The 22,746-nt window shown below is 75.5% G+C and carries 16 protein-coding genes; 3 read left to right on the top strand and 13 right to left on the bottom strand.

The window, feature by feature from the left end:
* Position 1: 1 nt before the first annotated feature.
* The 9 genes from TK50_RS09850 to TK50_RS09810 all read right to left on the bottom strand — a co-directional run bounded on the left by TK50_RS09850 (position 2) and on the right by TK50_RS09810 (position 9,833).
* Entirely contained in the window at positions 2-931 is a 930-nt protein-coding gene (locus tag TK50_RS09850) for a sporulation protein (RefSeq protein ID WP_043962464.1), read from the bottom strand.
* A gap of 139 nt (positions 932-1,070) precedes the next feature.
* Positions 1,071-2,138 (bottom strand): hemolysin family protein, encoded by a 1,068-nt coding sequence (locus TK50_RS09845; protein WP_043962463.1) that lies wholly within the window; start codon positions 2,136-2,138, stop codon positions 1,071-1,073.
* Positions 2,135-3,523, bottom strand: coding sequence for a hemolysin family protein (locus tag TK50_RS09840; RefSeq protein ID WP_043962462.1), 1,389 nt, complete (start codon positions 3,521-3,523; stop codon positions 2,135-2,137). The genes TK50_RS09845 and TK50_RS09840 overlap by 4 nt, the downstream gene beginning before the upstream one ends.
* Before the next feature lie 154 nt (positions 3,524-3,677).
* Entirely contained in the window at positions 3,678-4,016 is a 339-nt protein-coding gene (gene mnhG / locus TK50_RS09835; protein ID WP_043964198.1) for a monovalent cation/H(+) antiporter subunit G, read from the bottom strand.
* Between the two features lie 44 nt (positions 4,017-4,060).
* Complete coding sequence (locus tag TK50_RS09830; protein ID WP_043962461.1) at positions 4,061-4,324, bottom strand: MrpF/PhaF family protein; 264 nt, start codon at positions 4,322-4,324, stop codon at positions 4,061-4,063.
* A complete protein-coding gene (locus TK50_RS09825; RefSeq protein ID WP_199485992.1) occupies positions 4,321-4,965 on the bottom strand; it encodes a Na+/H+ antiporter subunit E in 645 nt (214 codons plus the stop codon). The genes TK50_RS09830 and TK50_RS09825 overlap by 4 nt, the downstream gene beginning before the upstream one ends.
* A gap of 43 nt (positions 4,966-5,008) precedes the next feature.
* Complete coding sequence (locus tag TK50_RS09820; protein WP_043962460.1) at positions 5,009-6,523, bottom strand: Na+/H+ antiporter subunit D; 1,515 nt, start codon at positions 6,521-6,523, stop codon at positions 5,009-5,011.
* The gene (locus TK50_RS09815) at positions 6,520-6,993 is read right to left on the bottom strand and encodes a Na(+)/H(+) antiporter subunit C (protein ID WP_043962459.1); all 474 of its coding nucleotides are present in this window, start codon (positions 6,991-6,993) and stop codon (positions 6,520-6,522) included. The genes TK50_RS09820 and TK50_RS09815 overlap by 4 nt, the downstream gene beginning before the upstream one ends.
* The gene (locus tag TK50_RS09810; protein WP_043962458.1) at positions 6,990-9,833 is read right to left on the bottom strand and encodes a Na+/H+ antiporter subunit A; all 2,844 of its coding nucleotides are present in this window, start codon (positions 9,831-9,833) and stop codon (positions 6,990-6,992) included. Before TK50_RS09810 ends, TK50_RS09815 begins: the two co-directional genes overlap by 4 nt.
* 175 nt (positions 9,834-10,008) lie before the next feature.
* On the opposite strand from TK50_RS09810, the gene TK50_RS09805 reads away from it, so the two are divergent.
* Positions 10,009-11,607, top strand: coding sequence for a DUF4139 domain-containing protein (locus TK50_RS09805; protein ID WP_043962457.1), 1,599 nt, complete (start codon positions 10,009-10,011; stop codon positions 11,605-11,607).
* Between the two features lie 5 nt (positions 11,608-11,612).
* On the opposite strand, the gene TK50_RS09800 is transcribed toward TK50_RS09805, so the two are convergent.
* Complete coding sequence (locus TK50_RS09800) at positions 11,613-11,960, bottom strand: hypothetical protein (RefSeq protein WP_043962456.1); 348 nt, start codon at positions 11,958-11,960, stop codon at positions 11,613-11,615.
* 182 nt (positions 11,961-12,142) lie between these two features.
* Here TK50_RS09800 and TK50_RS09795 point away from each other — a divergent pair, with 182 nt between their 5' ends.
* The gene (locus TK50_RS09795; protein WP_374199617.1) at positions 12,143-16,837 is read left to right on the top strand and encodes an ATP-dependent helicase; all 4,695 of its coding nucleotides are present in this window, start codon (positions 12,143-12,145) and stop codon (positions 16,835-16,837) included.
* 146 nt (positions 16,838-16,983) lie between these two features.
* Here TK50_RS09795 and TK50_RS09790 read toward each other — a convergent pair whose 3' ends face one another.
* Positions 16,984-18,351, bottom strand: coding sequence for an RICIN domain-containing protein (locus tag TK50_RS09790; RefSeq protein WP_043962455.1), 1,368 nt, complete (start codon positions 18,349-18,351; stop codon positions 16,984-16,986).
* A gap of 500 nt (positions 18,352-18,851) precedes the next feature.
* Between TK50_RS09790 and rox the strand changes: the two genes are divergently transcribed.
* Positions 18,852-20,279 (top strand): rifampin monooxygenase, encoded by a 1,428-nt coding sequence (rox, locus tag TK50_RS09785; RefSeq protein WP_043962454.1) that lies wholly within the window; start codon positions 18,852-18,854, stop codon positions 20,277-20,279.
* Positions 20,280-20,396: 117 nt separating this feature from the next.
* Here the strand turns inward: rox and TK50_RS09780 are convergent, their stop codons facing one another.
* On the bottom strand, positions 20,397-21,299 hold the full coding sequence (locus tag TK50_RS09780) for an aminoglycoside phosphotransferase family protein (RefSeq protein WP_199485991.1): 903 nt from the start codon (positions 21,297-21,299) through the stop codon (positions 20,397-20,399).
* An 84-nt stretch (positions 21,300-21,383) separates the two neighbouring features.
* A complete protein-coding gene (locus TK50_RS09775) occupies positions 21,384-22,703 on the bottom strand; it encodes an MFS transporter (protein ID WP_063838559.1) in 1,320 nt (439 codons plus the stop codon).
* Positions 22,704-22,746 lie beyond the last annotated feature (43 nt).

The following is a 22,746-nucleotide window of genomic DNA, read 5'->3' as shown; positions in this document are numbered from 1 at the left end:
GTCAGGTGCCGTCGCCGCCTCCGCCGCCCCCGCCGATGCCCGCCCCACCGGCGGTGCCGCCGAGGCCGTAGCCGGGGCGGACCGGCTGGTCCGGGCGGCGGCTGACGTGCGCCGACTCGGTGATCCGGGCCGACCAGTGGGCGTGCGACGCCGCGGCGGCGTGCCGGTTGATCGCGTGGCGCAGCCAGCCGTCGACCACCGCGACCCAGTCGAGCCGGTCCGCGCCCGCGTGCCAGACCCGGAACCGGCTGATGCTCTGGTGGGTGACGCCGGCGAGGGAGAGCCGGCGGTCGGCCCACAGGAGCACCTCCAGGCCCGCCGAGTTCGCCACGAAGATCACCTCCAGCTCGGTGATCGGGCCGGCGTACAGCGGGGCCACCCACCAGCCGAGCCGCTGGTGCAGCGGGAGCGCCTGCTCCACCCCGGGCAGCCGGCCGTCGACCAGGCCGGCCTGGCGCATGCTGAAGCCGAGCGTGTCCAGCGCGGCGAGGACGTGCTGCTGGGTCGGCAGGGGATGCACGAAGATCGGCACCAGCGCGCCCTGCTCCAGGTCCACGTCGAGGGACGCCTCCGTGCGCAGCCCCATCCGCAGGCTCATCAGCGGCACCCCGCCGAAGATCGTCACCGGGGTCTCCCAGGGCAGCGGCACGGCGAAGTCGACCGCCCGCCGCCGCCCGGCCGGCACCACGAACGCGCCCGCGATCGTCACCTGGTGGAACTGGACGAGCCGCCGCGGCGCGCCCGGGTCGTCCGGCTCGACCTGGCTGACCAGGCCGAGCCGCAGCCGCCGCACCGGCACGTCGTCCGGCCCGGCGCGCAGGGTGACCCGGCCGGGCAGCCGCAGCCCGGGACGGGTGCTCGGGTTGGGCAGCGTGGTCCGCACCGACAGCCCGGTCCAGCCGGACTCCGGCGACACCCCGGTCAGCCGCACGGCGCTTCCTCCGTACCCCCTCAGTGGTGGCACGGCTTTCCCCGCCGGCGGCCGGACAGTCCTGCCCGCCCGGCGCGGACGCCGGGGCCGGCCCGGTGGTGCCGGGCCGGCCGCAGGCGTCAACGGGCGGCAGAGAGCGTCAGCGCATCCGGCGGCCCCGGGGCACCGGGTCGGTCTCGTCGTCGAACTCGCCGATGACCTCCTCCAGCAGGTCCTCCAGCGCCACGAACCCGATCGGGCGGGTCGGGCCGCCGCCGTTGCGGACCAGGGCGAGCTGGGCCCGCCGGCCCTTCATCGCGGTCACGGCCTCCGTCACCGACGCGGACGCCGGCAGCGTGAACGCGTCGGTCATCAGCTCCCCGGCGGTCGCCGCCCGGCCCGTCGTGGTGGCCCGCACGGCCTCCCGCACGTGCACCAGGCCGCACACCTCGCCGCCGGCGTCCAGCACGGCCAGCCGGGACCGGCCGCTGTCGCGGGAGACCTGCTCGACCCGCTCGGCCGGGTCCTCCCGGCCGACCGTGACGATCCGGTCGAAGGGCTCCATCACCTGGGCGACCGTGGTGCCCTGCAGCTCCAGCATGCTGGTGAGCATCCGGTGCTGCTCCGCGCCGAGCAGCCCGTGCTCGCGGGACTGCTCCAGCAGGATCCGCAGCTCGTCGGGACCGTGCACCTGGGCGAGCTGGTCCTGCGGGTGCACCCGCACCAGCCGCAGCATCGCGTTGGCCAACGCGTTCAGCGCCGACAGCACCGGCCGCGCCACCCGGGCGAAGGCCCGGAACGGCAGCGCCAGCAGGGTAGCCGACCGCTCCGCGTCGGTGATCGCCCACGACTTCGGGGCCATCTCGCCGACCACCAGGTGCAGGAAGGTGACCAGGCCCAGGGCGAAGACCAGCGCCACGACGTGGCTCGCCGCGGCCGGCAGCCCCACGGCGTGCAGCAGCGGGCTGAGCAGGTGCTCGATCGCCGGCTCGGCCAGCGCGCCGAGGCCCAGGGTGCACAGCGTGATGCCGAGCTGCGCGCCGGCCAGCATCAGGGACAGCTCGCGTACGCCGTCCAGCGCCGCGCGGGCCCCCCGGCCGCCGCCGGTGGCGACGGCCTGCTCCAGCCGGTACCGCTTGCTGGCCACCAGCGCGAACTCGGCGGCCACGAAGAACCCGTTCAGCGCCAGCAGCACGACGGAGACGACGAGGGCGATGCCGGGGCTCATGCCGCCGCCTCCCCGTCCCGACGGCTGCCCGCCGCCCGGCCCGTGGCGGCGGCGGTGCCGCCCGCGAGCCGGAGCCGGACCGAGTCGGCGACGTGCCGGTCCACGGCCAGCACCTCGACCAGGGCGCGCGCCTCGGTCTCGGCGTCGCCGTCGACGGGGAGCACGATCTCCAGCCGGTCGCCCACCTCGGGCACCCGGCCCAGCTCCCGCATGACCAGCCCGGACACGGTGTCGTACTCCGGTGCCTCGGGCAGCTCGATGCCGGTGCTGTCGGCGACCTCGTCGATCCGCCAGCGCGCCGGCACCACCCACGACCCGTCGTCCTGCCGGGCCGGCGCCCGCTCCGGCGGGTCGTCCTCGTCGCGGATCGGGCCCACCAGCTCCTCGGCCAGGTCCTCCAGCGTGATCACGCCGGCGAAGCCGCCATACTCGTCGACCACGCAGGCGAGCTGCCGGTGCCCGGACCGCAGCCGGTCCAGCACCGTCGGCAGCGGCAACGTCTCGGGCACCAGCAACGGGGGTACGGCCACCGCGCTGACCGGGGTCGTCGCGCGCTCGGCCGGGGGCACCGCCAGCACGTCGGCGATGCCGACGACGCCGGCCAGGTCGTCGACGCCCTCGGCGCCGCGTACGGGGAACCGGGAGTGCCCGGTGTCGAGCAGCTCCACCACCCGGCTCAGCGGCTCGTGCGCCCGGACGGTGTGCACGTCGACCCGGGGCACCATGGCCTCCCCGGCGGTCAGCTCCCGGAAGTCGAGCCCCCGGTCGAGCAGGTCGGACATCTCCGCGTCGAGGTGCCCCTCCTCGCGGGACTCGGCGATGATCTGCTCCAGGTCCTCCGGGGTGGCCCCGCTGGGCAGCTCCTCGATCGGCTCGATGCCGAGCCGGCGCAGCAGCCGCACGGCGGCCTTGTCGAACAGGGTGATCACCGGCCCGGCGATCTTCAGGTAGATCAGGGTGGACCGGCTCAGCGCCCGGGCCAGCGACTCGGCGCGGGCGATGGCCAGGTTCTTCGGGGCCAGCTCCCCGAGGACCATCTGCACCACGGTCGCGATGACCAGCGCCAGCGCGACCGACAGCGGCAGGGCGACGGCCGTGGAGACCCCGGCCACGCCGAGCAGCTCGGCCAGCCCCGCGCCCAGGTACGGCTCGGCGACGTAGCCGACCAGCAGCGCGGTCACGGTGATGCCGAGCTGTGCTCCGGAGAGCATGAACGACAGCCGACCGGTGACCTCCAGGGCCCGGGCGGCGGCCTGGTCGCCGTCGTCGGCGAGCTGCCGGAGGCGGCCCCGGTCGACGGCGACGTAGCCGAACTCCTGGGCCACGAAGTAGCCGGTGGCGGCGGTGAGAACGGTGATGAGGGCAAGCCCGACGACGATCAACACGGGTCGCTCAGGGCTCCCGGGGTCGTCGGGACGGGAAGATGCCGGGCACGACCCGGCTGGCTACTGCTGCCCTCCTGGGCAGAAGAGTCGATCATGCCGCCCATTTTATCGGCGTCGGCTGAGCGCCCGCTGAAGGTGCGGGGAAGGGCCCCGGTCAAGGTGCCCTTCCCCGCCCCTCGTCGGCGAGTTCGTCGGCGTCGAGGAGGGAGCGGTCGACCCGGCCCGAGCGGTACGCCGCGCGGCCGACCATCTGGGCCGCCACCGGAGCGGTGGCCAGCTGGAAGACCGCCACCAGCACGATCATGCCGACGTCGTCGGGGGTACGCAGCCGCAGCGCCACCCCGGCGAGCAGCAGCAGCACGCCGAGCACCTGAGGCTTGGTGGCCGCGTGCATCCGGTCGAGCACGTCCGGGAAGCGCAGCACGCCGATCCCGGCGGCGAGGCTGAGCAGCCCTCCGGCGACCAGGCAGCCGGCGCCCAGCCAGTCGGCCACGACACCCCCGCTCGGCCAGCCGGGGGCGGCGACGACACCCACGTTCACGACTCCTCCCGGACGGCGAAGCGGACCAGGGCCACCGCGCCGACGAAGCCGAGCAGGGAGAGCACCACGAGCACGGGCAGGGTGGTGGCGTGCCGGTTGACCGCCGCCTCCGCCCCGACCGCACCGGCCATCGTGTTGAGCAGGACGTCGGCGGCGATCACGCGGTCCAGCAGGGACGGGCCGCGGTACATCCGGGCCAGCGCCAGCAGCGCGGTGACCGACAGGAGCACGGTGAGCACGGTGGCGAGGACGACCTTCACCGGTCGGCCCCCCTCTCGGTGGGAGGAACGGGAGCGGCGGGGGCGGCGAGGAGGCGGAGTTCGGCGGCCGAGCCGATCGCGCGGACGATCCGGGCCTCGGTGGCGAGGATCCGGTCGCGGCTGCCGGTCAGGTCCTCCGGTCCGCGTACGTCGAGCACGTGCACGTAGAGCACGCCCCGTTCCCGGTCCACCTCGACGATCAGGGTGCCGGGGACCAGCGAGATCGCCTCCGCCGTGAGCGCCAGGTTCAGGTCGGTGCGCACGCGCAGCCGTACCCCGATGATCGCGCCGCGGGGCCGGTAGCCCGGCTGCACCGCGATCCGCGCCACGTGGATGCTCGCGCTGACCAGCTCGGTGACGAACCGGCCGGCCAGTTCCAGCAGCGCCCGCAGGCGCAGCCGGCCACCGAAGGTGACCGGCGGCAAGGGGAAGAAGGACAGCACCGCCCCGCCGACGAGCAGCCCGCCGAGCAGGTTGCCCCAGGAGAACCGCCCCCAGAGCAGGCACCAGATCAGCACCATCCACGCCAGTGTCAGCAGCCGGTCCCGCCAGCGGCCGAGCCGGGCGCGCACCCGGGTCACCGGGGCGTCGGGGTCGACGACCGGCCCCCGACGCCGGTCCCCGGCGGCCCGCCCGGTCACCACGCACCCCGACCGGGACCGCCGGGACGGCCGGCCCGCCCGGTCACGGCGCGCCGCCGGGGAGGACTGCGCGCACGTACGGGGTGCGGGCGCGCAGGTCGATCGCCGCGTCGGTGGTCACCCCGAACAGCGGGCCGGCGGCCACGGTGAGCACCAGGCCCAGCGCGACCAGCGCCGTGGTGGCACCGACCATCAGGGTGGGCAGTCGGGTCGGCGGGTCGGTGGCGACCAGCTGGGGTGCCCGCCAGAACGCGATGTTCCACACCCGGGACGCGACGTAGAGGGTGAGCAGGCTGGTGGCGGTGCCGGCGGCCACCAGCACCCAGGGCAGCACGCCGCCGGTGCCGACCCCCGCCTGGAGCAGGCCCAGCTTGCCGAGGAACCCGGACAGCGGCGGAATCCCGGCGAGGTTCATCGCCGGCACGAAGAAGAGGACCCCGAGCAGCGGGGCCACCCGGGCCAGGCCGCCGAGCCGGCGCAGGTCGGTGCTGCCGGCGCGCGCCTCGACCAGCCCGGCGACCAGGAACAGGGTGGTCTGGATGGTGATGTGGTGGACCACGTAGAAGATCGCCCCGGACAGGCCGGCGACGCTGCTCAGCGCCACCCCGAAGATCATGTAACCGATGTGGCTGACCAGGGTGAACGAGAAGAGCCGCTTCATGTCCGACTGGGCGACCGCGCCGAGGATGCCGACCACCATGGTCAGCGCGGCCACCACCATCAGCAGCCCGGCGACGTCGCCGCCGGGAAACAGGAGGGTCTCGGTGCGGATGACCGCGTACACGCCGACCTTGGTGAGCAGGCCCGCGAAGACCGCGGTGACGGGGGCGGGCGCGGTCGGATAGCTGTCCGGCAGCCAGGCCGACAGCGGGAACACGGCCGCCTTGATCCCGAACGCGAGCAGCAGGGTGAGCTGCAGGGCGAGCCGTACGTCGTCGGGCAGCGCGTCGAGCCGCCCGGCGAGCTGGGCCATGTTGAGGGTGCCGGTGGCGGCGTAGACGAGGCCCACCCCGGCCAGGAAGATCATCGAGGACAGGATGCTGACCACCACGTACGTCGACCCGGTCCGGATCCGGCCCTCGGTGCCGCCGAGCGTGATCAGCACGAAGCTCGCCGCCAGCAGGATCTCGAAGCCGACGAAGAGGTTGAACAGGTCACCGGCGAGGAAGGCGTTGGTGACGCCGGCGGTGAGCACCAGGTAGGTGGGGTGGTAGATGGTGACGGGGGCGGACTCGCCGATGTCCCCCCGGCCCTGCCCGATCGAGTAGAGCAGCACGCACAGCGTCACGGCGGAGGAGACCACCAGCATCAGCGCGGCGAGCTGGTCGGCGACCAGCACGATCCCCACCGACGGGGGCCAGCCGCCGATGCTCACCACGACCGGCCCGTGCCGGTACGCCTCGACGAGCAGCACCACCGCGACCACCAGGGTGGCGGCCAGCACCGCCACGCTGACGGCGCGCTGGAGCCGGGGCCGGTTGGCCAGCAGCAGGGTGAGGGCGGCGCCCAGCAGCGGCACCACCACCGGCAGCGGCACGAGCGGCCCGTACCCCGTCACGGCGTCTCCCCCCGGTGCTGCCGGCGCAGGTGCGGCTCCGGGTCGACCTGTTCCGGGTCGCCGTCGGGGCCCTCGCCGCCGAGGTCGCGCGCGGGCAGCTCGTTGCGGGCGGCCATCTCGGCGACCTGGCGGTCCTCCAGGTCGTCCTGCACCTCGTCGTTGCCGGTGAGATACCAGCTGCGGTACGCGACGGCCAGCAGGAACGCGGTGAGCCCGAAGGTGATCACGATGGCGGTGAGGACCATCGCCTGCGGCAGCGCGTCGCTCATCCGGTCGACCGGTGCGGTGCCGACGACGGGCGCGTCCCCGGACCGGCCGCCGAGCAGGATCAGCAGGTTGACCCCGTTGCCGAGCAGGACGACGCCGAGCAGGATCCTCGTCAGGCTGCGCTCCAGCAGCAGCGTGACGCCGGTGCCGGCGAGCACCCCGACGACGACGACCAGCACCAGCGTCGCTCCGCTGCCGTTCACGGTCGCCGCCCCTGCGGGTCGACGATCAGCCCGCGTTCGGTCTTGCCGGCCGCCTCGATGTGCCGGTCGACCTCGGCGCCGAGGCTGCGCAGGATGTCCAGCACCAGGCCGACCACGATCAGGTACACCCCGATGTCGAAGAAGAGCGACGTGACGACGTAGAAGTCGCCGACGCCGGGCAGCCACAGGTCGAGCTTCGCGCTCTGGAGCACGGATCCGCCGGCGAGGAGGGCGAACGCGCCGGTGCCGACGGACACCGCCAGGCCGGCCCCGAGGACCGTGCCGGCGCCGACGGGGGCCGCCTCGGCCAGCTCGTACCGGCCGCCGGCGAGGTAGCGCACGGCCAGGGCGAGGCCGGCGACCAGGCCGCCGGAGAAGCCGCCGCCGGGGGCGTTGTGGCCGGAGAAGAGCAGGAACAGGGAGAACAGCACGATGGTGTGGAAGAGCAGCCGGGTGACCACCTCGAAGACGATGGACCGGCGGCGCTCGGCGAGGGTGGGGCCGCCGCGCAGCCACACCGGCCGCTGCGGTCCCCGCTGGGCGGATCGCTCGGGGCGGCGGGGGCGGCGCGGGCGGGGGCCGGTGCGGGAGCGCTGGAAGATGAGGCTGGCCACCCCGGTCGCGGTCACCACGAGCACCGAGATCTCGCCCATGGTGTCCCAGGCCCGGATGTCGACCAGGGTCACGTTGACCACGTTGCGGCCGTGCCCCTCGCTGACGGCGAGGCCGGGGAACGCCAGCGAGACCGGCGGCGCGGTGCGGGCGCCGACCGCGACCAGGCAGAGCCCGGCGAGGACGACCCCGACGGCGGCCCCGACGGCGCGCCGCGCCCACCGGCTGCGGCGCAGCGGGCGGGCGGAGAACCGTTCGGGCAGCCGGCGCAGCACCAGCACGAAGACCGCGATGGTCGCCGTCTCCACCAGGAACTGGGTGAGCGCCAGGTCGGGCGCGCCGTGCAGGACGAACATCATCGCGGTGCCGTAGCCGGTGACCCCGACCAGCAGCATGGCGGTGAGCCGGCGACGGGCGCCGACGGCGAGCAGCGCGGCCACCGCCGAAACCACGCCGACGACCGGTTGCAGCGGGGTGTCCCACAGCGGGACCCCCTGCCGCCACGGGCCGGCGGCGAGCATCGCCCCGCCGGGCACGACGACGAGGACCAGCAGGATCGTGCCGAGGTACAGCGGCAGGGAGCCGCGCTGGGTGGCGCTGGTGACCTCGATGGCGAGCCGGTCGAAGCGGTGGGTCAGCCACTCGTACCCCTGGGCGCCGCCCACCGGCGCGCGCACCCGGGCCAGCACGGGGGCGAGCGGGCCGCGCAGCGCAAACAGGGCCGCGCCGCCGGCGAGGGCCAGGGCGGACAGGCCGAGCGCCAGGGTCGGCCCGTGCCAGAGCGCGAGGTGCTCGGGCACCGGGCCGAAGAGTTCGGCGTACGGGCGCAGCAGCGCGCCCGCCGGGCCGGCGAGCACCCCGGCGGCCAGCCCGGCGACGGCCAGCAGGGCGGGCGGCCCGAGCATGGCGGCGGGTACGGGTTGCGGCTCGGTCCGGTCGGCGTGCGGGCGCGTGCCGAACGCCCCCCAGACGAAGCGGGCCGTGTAGGCGACGGTGAGCACCGTGCCGGCGACGAGCCCGGCGAGGACCACCGGCTGGTCGGTGAACGCGGCGAGGACGGCCTCCTTGGCGACGAAGCCGACCAGCGGGGGCAGCCCGGCCATCGAGGCGGCGGCCAGCGTCCCGACGGCGGCCAGCAGCGGGGCCCGCCGCCCGAGCCCCGACAGTTCCCGCAGGTCGCGGGTGCCGGCGCTGTGGTCGATCGCGCCGACGACGAGGAACAGGGCCGCCTTGAACAGGGCGTGCGCGAACAGCATCGCCGTGCCCGCGAGGGCGGCGGACGGGGTGCCCGCGCCGAGCGCCACGGTGAGCAGGCCGAGCTGGCTGACGGTGCCGTACGCCAGCAGCAGCTTCAGGTCGCACTGGCGCAGCGCGGCCCACCCGCCGACCAGCATGGTGAGCAGGCCGGCGGTGACCGTCACGGGCCGCCACGGGCCGGCGGTGGCCAGCACGGGGGCGAGCAGGCCGAGCAGGTAGACGCCGGCCTTCACCATCGCCGCCGCGTGCAGGTACGCGCTGACCGGCGTCGGCGCGGCCATCGCCTGCGGCAGCCAGCCGCTGAACGGCAGGACCGCCGACTTGGCCAGCGCCCCGGTCAGCACCAGCAGCACGGCGGTGACCAGGTAGCCGCCGGCCGGCAGCCCGCCCCCGGCGAGTTCCGACCAGCGGTACCCGCCGGTGTGCCGGCCGAGCATCAGGAACCCGACGAGCATCGCCAGCCCGCCGAACGTGGTCACGGTGAGCGCCTGCGCCGCCGCCCACCGGCTGGCCCGCCGCGTGGTGCTGTGCCCGATCAGCAGGTAGGAGAAGATCGTGGTCAGCTCCCAGAAGACGTAGAGCAGCAGCAGGTCGTCGGCGAGGACCAGGCCGAGCATCGCGCCGGCGAAGGCGACCAGCACGGCCGCGAACCGGGCCAGCCCGGCCGACCCGGCGGCGAAGTAGCGCGCGCAGTAGACCAGCACGAGCGCGCCGACGCCGCCGACGAGCAGGGTCATCAGCCAGGACAGGGTGGTCAGCCGCAGCGCCAGGTCCAGCCGCAGTTGCGGCACCCAGGGGTACGCCTCGACGACCGCCCCTCCGTCGCGCACGGCCGGCGCGCGGGCCACGGCCCAGCCGAACGCGGCGGCCGGCGCGAGCGCGAGGGGGTAGCAGGCGCGCGGGCCCCACCACCGGACCAGCAGCGGCGCGACGAGCGCCGCCACCAGGTGGAGGATCAGCAGTACGAGCACCCGCGCTCCCGGTCGAGGTGGCAGCAGCGCGCCCGAGGGAGACGCCTATCAGCGATCAGACGCCAGTTTCCGGCCCGATGGGCGGTTTTGCCGGAATTTTCTCGGGGCGGGTGTGGGCGGAGACCCCGTGCCGGCCCACCGGGGCCACGAGCATCGCCCGGCTATCCTCGCCGCCGTGAACGCAGTGGAGATCGAAGCACCCGTCGTCGGCGTCACCGTCTATCCGGACCGGGCCCGGGTCACCCGTCGGGGCAGCGCCCGGTTGACCGCCGGCGAGCACCGGGTACGGATCGCCCCGTTGCCGCTGGGACTGCACCGGGACTCGCTGCGGGTCGGCGGCCGGGGCGCGGCGACCGTGCTCGGCGTGGACGTGACCACGTGGCGGCAGGCGCGCAGCGCCGACGGGCAGGTCCGCGAGCTGGAGGAGCGCAGCCGGGAGCTGGCCGACGAGCTGGCCGGGGTCGACGACGCGTACGCGGTCGAGGAGCAGCGGGGGCAGTTCCTCTCCGGGCTGGCCGAGCGGGCCGGCGGCACGTACGCCCGCGCGCTCGCCGCCGGCGACGCCGAGCCGGCCGACGTGGCGGCCTTCGCCGACTCGGTGGCCGGGCAGCTCGCCGACTCCCACGGGCGGCGGCGGGAGCTGGCCCGGCGGCGGACGGAGCTGACCGAGGACCTGGCGGCGGTGCGGCGGCAACTGGAGGCGGCGCACGGCAAGCGGGAGCCGGACCGGCTGGCCGCCGAGGTGACCGTGGCGGTGGACGTCGACGACGCCGAGCTGGACCTGGAGCTGACCTACCTGGTCGACGGGGCCCGCTGGCAGCCCTCCTACGACCTGCGGCTGGTCGACGACACGGTGACCGTCACCTGGTTCGGCCTGGTCAGTCAGGACACCGGCGAGGACTGGCCGGAGTGCGTACTCCAGCTCTCGACGGCCCGGCCGGCGGCGGCGGCCGGCGTACCCGAGCTGTCGCCGTGGTATCTCGACCGGGTCCGGCCGCTGCCGCGGCCGGCCATGCCGGCGGCGAGCTTCGGTGCGGTGCCGGCGCCCGCCCCGCCCGGCGGGCCCGCGTTCGAGGTCGCCGCGGCGGGCGGGGCGGCCCGCGCGGGCGCGCCGCGCCCCAAGGTGCACGAGAGCGTGGCAACGGTCGAGCAGGGGGTCAGCGCGGCCACCTACCGGCCGTCGCGGCCGGTGGCGGTGCCGGCGGACGGCAGCGCGTACCGGGCGACGATCGCCGTGCTGGAGCTGCCGGCGCGGCTGGACCACGTGACCGTGCCGGTGCGCGCGGCCGAGGCGCACCTGCGGGCGACGGTGCGCAACACCTCGGCGCACACGCTGCTGCCCGGCCCGGCGGCGGTCTTCCACGGCGCGGACTTCGTCGCGGCCACCCGGCTGCCGACGTGGGCGCCCGGCGAGGAGACGGAGCTGGCGCTTGGCGTGGACGACCGGGTGCGGGTGGAGCGGAAGCTGGGCCGGCGCGCCGACACCCGGGCCACGCTCGGCTCGACCCGACGCCGGGACGTGGAGTATCGGATCACCGTTGCCAACCACACGCCCCGGCCGGCAACCGTGGAGGTGCGCGACCAGTTGCCGGTGTCCCGCGACGAGGCGGTGGTCGTGCGGGAGGCCACGATCGCACCGGCGCCGGCCGAGCGCACCGAGCTGGGCGAGCTGACCTGGCGGCTGCGGCTCGAACCGGGCGACAGCGGCGAGATCACCATGGGCTTCCGGGTCGAGCTGGCCAAGGGGGTGGAGCTGGCCGGCTGGCGGGAGTGACGGCGTCAGACCAGCAGGTCGCGGCGGGTCTCGACGAGCAGGTCGGGGCGGTCGAGCTGGACGACGACCTTGTTGACCACGCGCTGGGCGGCGGCGAGCGAACGCACGGAGAGCAGCCGCCCCCGGCTCTCCCGGCGCAGGACGAAGAAGTGGACGGCGGCGCGGACCTGCCCCCGGTCGGCCGCGCTGGACTGGGCGGTCTGCCGGACCAGCTCGCGCAGGCAGGCCGCGAGCCGCTCGGCGAGCTCCAACTCGGGGCCGTGCAGGCCGGCGCGGAGTGCGGCAAGATGGCTGTCGACCTTCCGGATGAGCACGTCGGTGCCCGCACCGGCAACCCGCTCCTCGACGACCATGCGCACTCCTCCACGTCTCACTTCCGCGAAGTTACTTTAGGTGTCGACGCAGAAGCAAGCAGTTAAGTAAGACTTAACGGAATAATGCCCCATTCCATCCACAAACCGGCCTTGCGGCACTTCGCGCGCGTCGACCGCCGGCACCGGTCCGGCCCAGGCGGATGTCCCACCCCCGGGGCAGGATGGAGGGCGTGGCGGAGGTGACGGCCGGTTTCGGCGCGGCGGAGGCGGCCCGGGTGCTGGCGGGATTCGGCCCGGCGACCCGGGAGTGGTTCTCGGCGGCCTTCGCCACGCCCACCCCCGCCCAGATCGGGGCCTGGCGGTCGGTGGCGGCCCGCCGCAACGCCCTGGTGGTCGCGCCCACCGGCTCCGGCAAGACCCTCGCGGCGTTCCTCTGGTCACTGGACCGGCTGGCCGCCTCGCCGCCGCCGGCCGAGCCCCGCCAGCGCTGCCGGGTGCTCTACGTCAGCCCGCTCAAGGCACTCGCCGTCGACGTGGAGCGCAACCTGCGGGCGCCCCTGGCCGGCATCCGGCAGGCCGCCACCCGGCTCGGCGTCGCCCCGCCGGAGATCACCGTCGGGATGCGCACCGGCGACACCCCCGCCGACGAGCGGCGGGCCTTCGCCCGCACCCCGCCGGACGTCCTCATCACCACCCCCGAGTCGCTGTTCCTGCTGCTCACCTCCGCGGCGCGGGATTCGCTTCGCGGGGTCGAGACGGTCATCGTCGACGAGGTGCACGCGGTCGCCGGGACGAAGCGCGGCGCGCACCTGGCGCTCTCCCTGGAACGCCTCGACGAGTTGCTGCCCGCCCCCGCCCAGCGCATCGGCCTGTCCGCCACGGTCCGGCCGATCGACGCGTGCGCCCGGTTCCTCGGCGGGGCCCGCCCGGTCGACGTGGTGCAGCCGCCCAGCGCCAAGACCATCGAGGTCAGCGTCGAGGTGCCGGTGGAGGACATGACCCGCCTCGACGAGCAGGAGCCGCCGCCCGACGACCTGGGCGGCCCCGGCCCGCGCCGGGCGTCCATCTGGCCCGCCGTCGAGGAACGGGTCTACGCGCTGGTCCGGGCGCACCGGTCGACCATCGTCTTCACCAACTCGCGGCGCAGCGCCGAGCGGCTCTGCGCCCGGCTCAACGAGCTGGCCGCCGAGGAGCTGGCCGGCACGGTGCAGGCCGACGCCGGGTCGGCCGGCCCGGGGCAGGCCGGCCCGTGGCCGACCGCCGCAGGGCCGGGCCCCGGGTCCCCGGGCGGCCCGCCCGCCCGGCCGCCGGCCGAGGTGATGGCCCAGGCGGGCGCGGCGGCCGGGGCCACCCCGGTGGTCGCCCGCGCCCACCACGGCAGCGTCTCGCGGGAGGAGCGCAAGCACATCGAGGAGGCCCTCAAGTCCGGCCAGCTCCCCGCCGTGGTGGCCACGTCCAGCCTGGAGCTGGGCATCGACATGGGCACCGTCGACCTGGTGGTGCAGATCGCCGCCCCGCCCAGCGTCGCCGCCGGCCTGCAACGCGTCGGCCGGGCCGGGCACCAGGTCGGCGCGGTCTCCCGGGGCGTGGTCTTCCCCAAGCACCGGGGCGACCTGCTCTCCTGCACCGTCGTCGCCGAGCGGATGGCCGCCGGAGCGATCGAGGAGCTGCACCACCCGCGCAACCCTCTTGACGTGCTGGCCCAGCAGATCGTCGCGATGGTGGCCCTCGAACCGTGGCGGGTCGGCGACCTGGCCGTCGTCGTCCGCCGGGCCGCGCCGTTCGCCGAGCTGCCCGACTCCGCGCTGCACGCCGTGCTGGACATGCTCTCCGGGCGTTACCCGTCGACCGCGTTCGCGGAGCTGCGGCCCCGGCTGGTCTGGGACCGCGCCGCCGACGTGCTCACCGGCCGGCCCGGCGCGCAGCGGCTCGCCGTCACCAGCGGCGGCACCATCCCCGACCGGGGCCTGTTCGGCGTCTTCCTCGCCGGGGCGGAGCGGGCCGCCCGGGTCGGCGAGCTGGACGAGGAGATGGTCTACGAGTCGCGGGTCGGCGACGTGTTCCTGCTCGGCTCGTCGTCCTGGCGGATCGAGGACATCACCCCCGACCGGGTGCTGGTCTCCCCCGCCCCGGGCCAGGCCGCCCGGATGCCGTTCTGGAAGGGCGACCAGCTCGGCCGCCCGGTGGAGCTGGGCCGGGCCATCGGCGCCCGGGTGCGGACCCTGCTGCGCCAGGGCGACGAGGCGGCGGTGGCCGCGCTGCGCGCCGGCGGGCTCGACGACTGGGCCGCCGGCAACCTGCTGGCCTACCTGCGGGAGCAGCAGGCCGCGACGCGGTCCCTGCCCGACGACCGCACGGTGCTGGTCGAGCGGTTCCGCGACGAGCTGGGCGACTGGCGGCTCGCCGTGCACAGCGTGCTCGGCGCCCGCGTCAACGGCCCGTGGGCGCTGGCCATCGGCCGCCGGCTCGCCGAGCGGTACGGCGTGGACGCCCAGGTCATGCCGTCCGACGACGGGATCGTGGTGCGGCTGCCCGACACCGCCGACTCCCCGCCCGGCGCCGACGTGGTGCTCTTCGAGCCCGACGAGATCGCCCAGCTCGTCGAGGAGTCGGTGGGCACGTCGGCGCTGTTCGCGTCCCGGTTCCGGGAGTGCGCGGCCCGGTCGCTGCTGCTGCCCCGCCGCGACCCGCGCCGCCGTCAGCCGCTGTGGCAGCAGCGCCAGCGGGCCGCCCAGCTGCTCGACGTCGCCCGCGAGTACGCCGACTTCCCGGTCACCCTGGAGGCTGCCCGGGAGTGCCTCCAGGACGTCTTCGACCAGCCGGCCCTCGCCGGGCTGATGCGCGACCTGGCCACCCGCAAGGTGCGCCTGGTCGAGGTCGAGACCGAGCGGCCGTCGCCGTTCGCCCGCTCGCTGCTGTTCGGCTACGTCGGGGCGTTCCTCTACGAGGGCGACGCGCCCCTCGCCGAGCGGCGGGCCGCCGCCCTGGCGCTGGACTCGGCGCTGCTCGGCGAGCTGCTCGGCCGGGTCGACCTGCGGGAGCTGCTCGACCCGGCGGTGCTCGCCGAGACCGACCGGCAGCTGCGCTGGCTGACCGAACAGCGCCGGCCCCGCGACGCGGAGGACGCCGTCGAGCTGCTGCGCACCGTCGGCGACCTGTCGGAGGCGGAGCTGGCCGAGCGGGGCGTGCCCGTCGACTGGCTCACCGCCCTGGCCGCGGCCCGCCGGGTGCTGCGCGTGCGCGTCGCCGGCGAGGAGCGCTGGGTCGTCGTCGAGGACGCCGCCCGGCTGCGCGACGCCCTCGGCGTGGCCCTGCCGGTCGGGGTGGCCGAGGCACACCTCGCCCCGGCGGCCGACCCGCTCGGCGACCTGGTCGCCCGGTACGCCCGCACCCACGGCCCGTTCGCCGCCGCCACCTGCGCCGCCCGGTTCGGGCTCGGCGTGGCCGTCGTCGAGCAGGAGCTGCGCCGCCTCGCCGCCGCCGGGCGGGTCGTCTCCGGCGAGTTCGCTCCCGACACCGTGGGCACCCAGTGGTGCGACGCCGAGGTGCTGCGGCTGCTGCGCCGCCGCTCCCTCGCGGCGCTGCGCCGGGAGATCGAGCCGGTGCCGCCGAGGGCACTGGCCGCGTTCCTGCCCCACTGGCAGCAGGTCGGCTCGTCGGCACGGGGGGTGGACGCCGTCGCCGCCGCCGTCGAGCAGTTGCAGGGCGCGGCCGTGCCGGCGTCCGCCCTGGAACGCCTCGTGCTGCCCGGCCGGGTCGCCGACTACTCCCCCGCCCAGCTCGACGAGCTGTGCGCCGGTGGCGAGGTGCTGTGGGCCGGGTCCGGGGCGATCTCCGGCGGCGACGGCTGGGTCACCCTCGCGTACGCCGACGCCGCGCCGCTGCTGCTCCCGCCGCCGGACGACGCGCTGGCGCGTACCCCGCTGCACGACGCCGTGCTCGACGCGCTCGGCGACGGGCAGGCGCTGTTCTTCCGGTCGCTGTCCGACCGGGTGGGCTGCACCGACGACGCGGCGCTGACCGCCGCGATCTGGGACCTGGTGTGGGCGGGGCACCTCACCAACGACACCCTCGCCCCGCTGCGGGCGGCGCTCGGCGGCGGCGGGGCGCACCGGTCCCGGCCGGCCGCGCCGCGCACCCGGTTGCGCCGGCCCGGCCGGGTGGCGCTGCCCAGCCGCAGCGGCCCGCCCACCGTGGCGGGCCGCTGGTCCCGGCTGCCGGAGCGCGACCTCGACCCGACCCGGCGGGCCGCCGCGCTCGCCGACGTGCTGCTGGAGCGGCACGGCGTCGTCACCCGGGGGGCGGTCGTCGCCGAGCAGGTGACGGGTGGCTTCGCGGCCGTCTACCCGGTGCTGTCGGCGCTGGAGGAGCGCGGGGCGGCCCGGCGGGGCTACTTCGTGGAGGGGCTGGGCGCGGCCCAGTTCGCGGTGCCCGGGGCGGTCGACCGGATCCGCGCCCTCGCCGACCCGACCGCGAGCCGCGGCGGCGGGGGTCAGGAGGCCGGGGGGCGTGGCGGGGGCCGGGGCGGGGCGCTCGTCCTCGCCGCCACCGACCCGGCCAACCCGTACGGTGCGGCGCTGCCCTGGCCCGAGCGGGCGATCGACTCCGGCGACGGGGCCGCCCCGGCGAGCGGGCATCGGGCGGGCCGCAAGGCGGGCGCGCTGGTCGTGCTGGTCGGCGGCGACCTGGTGCTCTACGTCGAGCGGGGCGGCCGGACGATCCTCTCCTTCGCCGACGCCCCCGACGCCCTCGCGGCGGCCGGCAGGGCGCTCGCCGACGCGGTGCGTACGGGCGCGCTCGGCGCGATCTCGGTGGAGCGGGCCGACGGGGAGGCCGTGTCGGCGTCCCCGCTGCGCGACGCGCTGACCGCCGCCGGTTTCCGGGCCACCCCGCGCGGCCTGCGCCTGCGCGGCTGAGACCGCTGACCGACCACCCGATCAACCGGCCGATCGGCTGGCTGAGTGGCTGAGCGGCCACAACGGACGATGCCGGCCCGGCGGATCGAGACGCCGGGCCGGCATCGCTGGTCGCCCGAGGGCCACCGGTCAGGATCGGTCGCGGGTCAGCGCAGGCTCCACTGCTGGTTCTGCTGCCCGTTGCACGACCAGAGGATGAGCCTGGTGCCGTTGGCGGTGCCCGCGGCGTTGGCGTCCAGGCAGAGCCCGGACTGGGCGTTGGTGAGGGTGCCGTTGGCGTTGACGTTCCACTGCTGGTTGGTGCCGCCGTGGCAGTCCCAGATGATCACCTGGGTGCCGTTGCTGGTGCCGGCGCCGCTGGCGTCGAGGCACTTGGTGCCGTACACCTGGAGTTGCCTGCCCGCGGTGTAGGTCCAGCTCTGGGCGGCGGCGCCGGTGCAGTCCCACAGCTGGGTCTGGGTGCCGTTGGTGGTGCTGCCGTTCGGCACGTCGACGCAGCGCCCGGACTGGCCGCCGACGACCTGCTTGCCCTGCGCGGGGCTGCTGGTCGGGGTCGGGGTCGGCGAGGACGTCGGCGGGGTGGTGCCGTCGAACTGGGTGAAGAAGCTCCACACCACCGGCCGGGTCCAGGACTTCTCGCCCGGCGCGTACGGGTCGGCGGAGCCGTCGACGGCGTTGGGGGCGTGCGGGCCGTCGAACGGGGCCCACGCCACCGGGTAGCCGGCGCGGCATCCCGAGTAGTAGGTGAGGGTGTGCGTGAGGCTGCCCTGCGCCGGCTCGGGCGGGTTCTGCGCCGTGCAGCCGTTGTTCCTGACGAACCTGTCGCGCAGCGACCGGCCGGTGGAGATGGGGATGGTGCCGTCCCGGAGCCCGTGGATGCCGATGTACGCGATGGGCTGGGTGCCGCCGCTGCATCCGCTGAGCTCCGCGCCGGCGTAGACGGCGACCGCGCGGAAGAGCGTCGCCCGCGCGCAGGCGATGGCATAGGTCATGCCGCCGCCGTAGCTGAAGCCCATGGCGAAGCGCTGCGTGGTGTCGACGCAGAGACCCGCCTCGATCTGCCGCATCATGTCGTCGACGAACGTCAGGTCCCGGCCGCCGCTGTTGGCCCAGCCGTTACCGATGCCCTGGGGCGCGACGAAGATCGCCGAGTTGTTCGACAGCGCCCGGATCCCGTAGTAGGACCACGGGTATCCGCTGGTGCCGCCCGAGTCGACGTCGTTGGCGGTGCCGCCGTTCCAGTGGAACGCGAAGATCAGCCGGTAGGGGTGGTTGCGGTCGTAGTTGTCAGGGATCCGCAGGATGAACGAGCGGTTCTGGCCGCCGCTGGAGATCGTGCGGGTACCGCTGGTCAGCGTGGGCGCCTGGCCACATCCGGCGGTTGTCGCGAGGGTGCCGACGTCATTGGCGTACGCGACCGGGCCGACTCCGGCGGCGATCGCCGCGCCGCCCGCCGCGAGGACGAGCGCCGCCGCGCCCGCGACGGCACCGACGACGAGTCGATGTCTCCACATGGGCGACTCCTTCTGGGATCGGGTGCGTGGTGGATCGGCCCTCCGGCGGGCAGGCGTCGGGTACGCGGCCGGAGACGCCGCCCATCCATCGATTAACGTTAAAGTAATACGTATGACGTCTGCGGTCAACACGGGCCGGCTACGCGGGCCGCACCGCAGGTCCGGTGGTCACCACGCCCACAGGCCCGGCGAACGTCGCCGCCGCAGGTCCGGCGACGTCGCGCCGCAGCCCGGCGAAGGTCGCCGTCGGAGCACGGGGACGTCGCGCCGCAGCCCGGCGATCGCCGCTGCCGCAGCACCTGGGACAGAAGCCGGCAACAGGGCCGGAAAAGACGAAAGGCAAGGAGTCGACGACTCCCTGCCACTCTCAACATATACCGCACCCCGGGCCTTGCGGCAAGACCCGGGCGATGCCGCAGAATCGTCCGCCGGGCCCCGTAGCGGCGCATATCGGTGATCAGCGCAGCTTGGACGGGCTCGTCTAGGTATGGGGGACATTCATGTTCGACGTGATCGTGGTCGGGGGCGGACCGACCGGCCTGATGCTGGCCGGCGAGCTGCGGCTGCACGGCGTACACACGCTGCTGCTGGAGAAGGAGGCGGAGCCGACCCCGGTCGTGCGCGCGCTCGGGCTGCACGCGCGCAGCATCGAGATCATGGACCAGCGCGGCCTGCTGGAGCGCTTCCTCGCGCTCGGCCAGCAGTACCCGCTCGGCGGCTTCTTCGCCGCCATCCCCAAGCCGCCGCCGACCGGGCTGGACAGCGCGCACGCGTACGTGCTCGGCATCCCGCAGACCACCACCGACCGGCTGCTGGCCGAGCACGCCGTCGAACTCGGCGTCGAGATCCGACGCGGCGGCGAACTGGTCGGGCTCAGCCAGGACGACCACGGCGTCACCGCCGAACTGACCGACGGCACCCGGCTGCGCTCCCGCTACCTCGTCGGCTGCGACGGCGGCCGCAGCACCGTGCGCAAGCTGCTCGGCATCGGCTTCCCCGGCGAGTCCAGCAGGGTCGACACGCTGCTGGGCGAGATGCGGTTGACCGCGTCACCCGAGACCCTCGCCGCCGTGAGCGCCGAGGTCCGTAAGACCCAGCTGCGCTTCGGCGCGATGCCCCTGGGCGACGGCGTGTACCGCGTCGTCGTGCCCGCCGAGGGGGTGGCCGAGGACCGCCGGATCCCGCCGACCCTCGACGAGGTCAAGCGACAACTGCGGGCGTACGGCGGCACCGACTTCGGCGCGCACTCGCCGCGCTGGCTGTCCCGCTTCGGCGACTCCACGCGGCTGGCCGAGCGCTACCGGGTCGGCCGGGTGCTGCTGGCCGGCGACGCGGCGCACGTCCACCCGCCGACCGGCGGGCAGGGGCTCAACCTCGGCATCCAGGACGCGTTCAACCTCGGCTGGAAGCTCGCCGCCCAGGTCGACGGCTGGGCGCCGCCTGGGCTGCTGGACAGTTACGAGACCGAACGGCGTCCCGTCGCCGCCGACGTGCTGGACAACACCCGCGCGCAGATGGAGCTGATGTCCACCGAGCCGGGGGCCCAGGCCGTGCGCCGGCTGCTTTCGGAGCTGATGGACTTCGAGGACGTGAGCCGGCACCTGACCGAGAAGATCATCGCCATCAGCATCCGGTACGACTTCGGCCCGGGCCACGAACTGCTCGGCCGGCGGCTGCGCGACGTCCGGCTGGGGCGCGGACGCCTCTACGAGCTGACGCGCGGCGGCCGGGGGCTGCTGCTCGACCGGACCGGCGAGCTCTCGGTGGCGGGCTGGGCCGACCGGGTCGACCACGTCGCCGACGGCAGCGAGGAACTGGACGTGCCCGCCGTGCTGCTGCGGCCCGACGGCCACGTGGCGTGGGTCGGCGACGACCAGCAGGACCTGCACGACCACCTACCCACCTGGTTCGGCCCCGCCACCGCCTGACCCCCACCCCACCCGCCCCACCCGGGTCGGTGATCAAGAGAAAAGCGTCAGAGTTGATCTCACCGATGACGCAAACCTCTTGATCACCGAGGCGAGGCGCAGCGGGGCGGGGTGGGGTCAGGTCAGGGTGGTGATGACCGCGCGGGCCATGTGGCGGCCGTGTTCGGCCATGCGGGGGAAGGTGTGCCGGTAGTAGTCGATGCCGGTCAGCGAGGGCGCGAGCGCCCAGCCGCAGGCACGCCGCCAGGTGGCGTCGTCGTACCCGATCGCCTCCCGGTAGGTTTCCCGGGCCGCGCCGGTGAACGTCCACAGCGCCGGGGCCACGTCCGGGGCCGGATCGCCGACGCCGAGCGCGCCGAAGTCGATGGCCGCGACCAGCCGTCCGCCGTCGGTGACCAGGTTGCCCGGTTGCAGGTCACCGTGGATCCACACCGGCTCGCGGTCCCACTCGGGAGCGGCCAGGCAGACCTCCCACGCCGCCTCGGCCGCGCGCACGTCGAAGCCGTCGTCGTGCGCGGCGAGCCGGGGCAGCACCCGCCGCACGGCGTCGTCGACGTGGCGCAGGGCGGCCCCCCGGGCACCGGGCGCCTTGGCCGGGCCCCCGGCCGGATCCACCCCGTGCAGGGCCCGCACGAAGTCCGCCAGGTCGCGGGCCAGGCGCACGTCGTCGCAGCCGAGCCGGGGCGGCGTGCGTCCCGCGAACCACGGCACCACGGTCCACGGCCACGGGAACCCGGCGCCCGGCTCGCCGACGTGCACCGGGACGGGTACCCGCGCGGGCAGGTGGGGGGCGAGCGTGGGCAGCCACCGCGCGTCGGACTCGGCCTGGCCGACCGCCCAGGCGATCTTGGGCATTCGGGCGACGAGTTCGTCGCCGATCCGGAAGAGGACGTGGTCGGTGCCCTCCACTTCGTCGGGCAGGGGCGTCACGGGAAGGTCGGCCCAGCGGGGACACTGGTCCGCCACCAGACGGCGCACCTGCTCGGCGGTGGCGCGGATCTCATCGGCGTGAATGGGCACGACCGGCACGGTAGAAGACACCGCCGCCGGCATCCACCGGTTATCCGCGCCGGCCGGGGCGGGGATGCGCCGTGAGCTGCCGCGTCAGCCGACCGGGGTCCCGTCGGCGGCGGCGCCGCCCGCCCCGGCCGGCACCGGGTCGGCCGGCCGGCCGTCGGCGGCGGGTGGCTCCCCGGTGGCCCGCGCCTCCTCGGCGGCCCGGCCGGGTGGCAACGCCCGCAGCCGGCGCACGTCCCGGCTGGCCAGCATGCCCCCGACGGCGAGCACCACCAGCCCGGCGAGGGCCAGCAGCGTGTCGCGGGCCCCGATCGTCGCGGCGAGCGGCCCGACCGCCACCTGGCCGAGCGGCATGGCGATCCAGGACCCCAACATGTCGTACGAGTAGACGCGCGCCAGCCGGTCGGCCGGGATGTGCTGGGCGATCGACGTGTCCCAGGCCACCGTGAACTGTTCGACGGCGATGCCGACGGCCAACGCGGCGGCCACCAGCACGAGGATCGTGGGTGCCAGGGCCAGGCCGAACAGCAGGAGCGACTCGGCGAACATGCAGGCCACGCCGAGCAGCAGCAGCCGGCGCACCCGGATCCGCAGGGCGATCAGCCCGCCCAGCACCATCCCCACGGTCTGCGCGGCCAGCACCACGCCCCAGCCGCTGCGGCCGACCGTCGAGTCGGCGACGGCCGGGCCGAGCACGTGCACGCCGCCGGCCAGGCACGCGTTGAGGACCATGAAGCCGAGCACCACCGCCCACACCCACGTGCGCGCGGTGAACTCCGTCCAGCCCACCCGCAGGTCGGCGACGACACCCGTACGGCTGCTCCTGGCCTTCGGGGCGGCGACCCGGACCCCGGCGAAGGCCACGGCCGCGACGGCGAAGGTGGCCGCGTCGACGGCGAGCCCCCAGCCGGGCCCGACGGCGGCCACGAGGAGGCCGCCCGCCGCCGCGCCGCCGATCGAGCCCGCGTTGATGCCGAGCCGGATGAGCGCGTTGGCCTGCTGGAGCAGGTCGGGCGGCACGGTCTGCGGCGTCGCGGCGGCCGACGCCGGCTGGGCCAGGGCGCTCACCACGCCGTTGGCCGCGCCGAGCGCCAGCAGCAGCGGGATCGTCGCCGTGCCGGTGAGCACGACGGCGGCCACCGCCGCCTGCGTCGCCGCGCCCAGCGCGTTGGAGCCGATCAGCACCAGCCGGCGCGGAATCCGGTCGGCCACCACGCCGCCGAAGAGCACGAACAGCACGGTCATCAGGGATCTGACGCCGACCACCAGGCCCAGGTCACGCACCGAGCCGGTCAGGTCGAGCACGGCGAAGGCCAGGGCGATGGGCGCGACGCCGTTGCCCAGCATGTTGACCGTGCGGCCGGCGGCCAGCCAGCGGAACGCGCGATGGCGCAGCGGAGCGAGCACCGGTCCCCCACCTGAAGTCGGTTGCGGCCCGCCGGCCGCGAGA

Origin of the sequence: Micromonospora haikouensis (genome assembly GCF_000876225.1) — a bacterium.
Lineage (GTDB): Bacteria > Actinomycetota > Actinomycetes > Mycobacteriales > Micromonosporaceae > Micromonospora > Micromonospora haikouensis.
This window is presented reverse-complemented; position numbering and strand designations above follow the sequence as displayed.

What these genes read in the sequence shown, in the direction of transcription:
- TK50_RS09845 (WP_043962463.1), bottom strand. Translation starts at nt 2,138, where the DNA reads ATGAGCCCCGGCATCGCCCTCGTCGTCTCCGTCGTGCTGCTGGCGCTG.
- TK50_RS09800 (WP_043962456.1), bottom strand. Translation starts at nt 11,960, where the DNA reads ATGGTCGTCGAGGAGCGGGTTGCCGGTGCGGGCACCGACGTGCTCATC.
- TK50_RS09795 (WP_374199617.1), top strand. Translation starts at nt 12,143, where the DNA reads ATGGAGGGCGTGGCGGAGGTGACGGCCGGTTTCGGCGCGGCGGAGGCG.
- TK50_RS09790 (WP_043962455.1), bottom strand. Translation starts at nt 18,351, where the DNA reads ATGTGGAGACATCGACTCGTCGTCGGTGCCGTCGCGGGCGCGGCGGCG.
- rox (WP_043962454.1), top strand. Translation starts at nt 18,852, where the DNA reads ATGTTCGACGTGATCGTGGTCGGGGGCGGACCGACCGGCCTGATGCTG.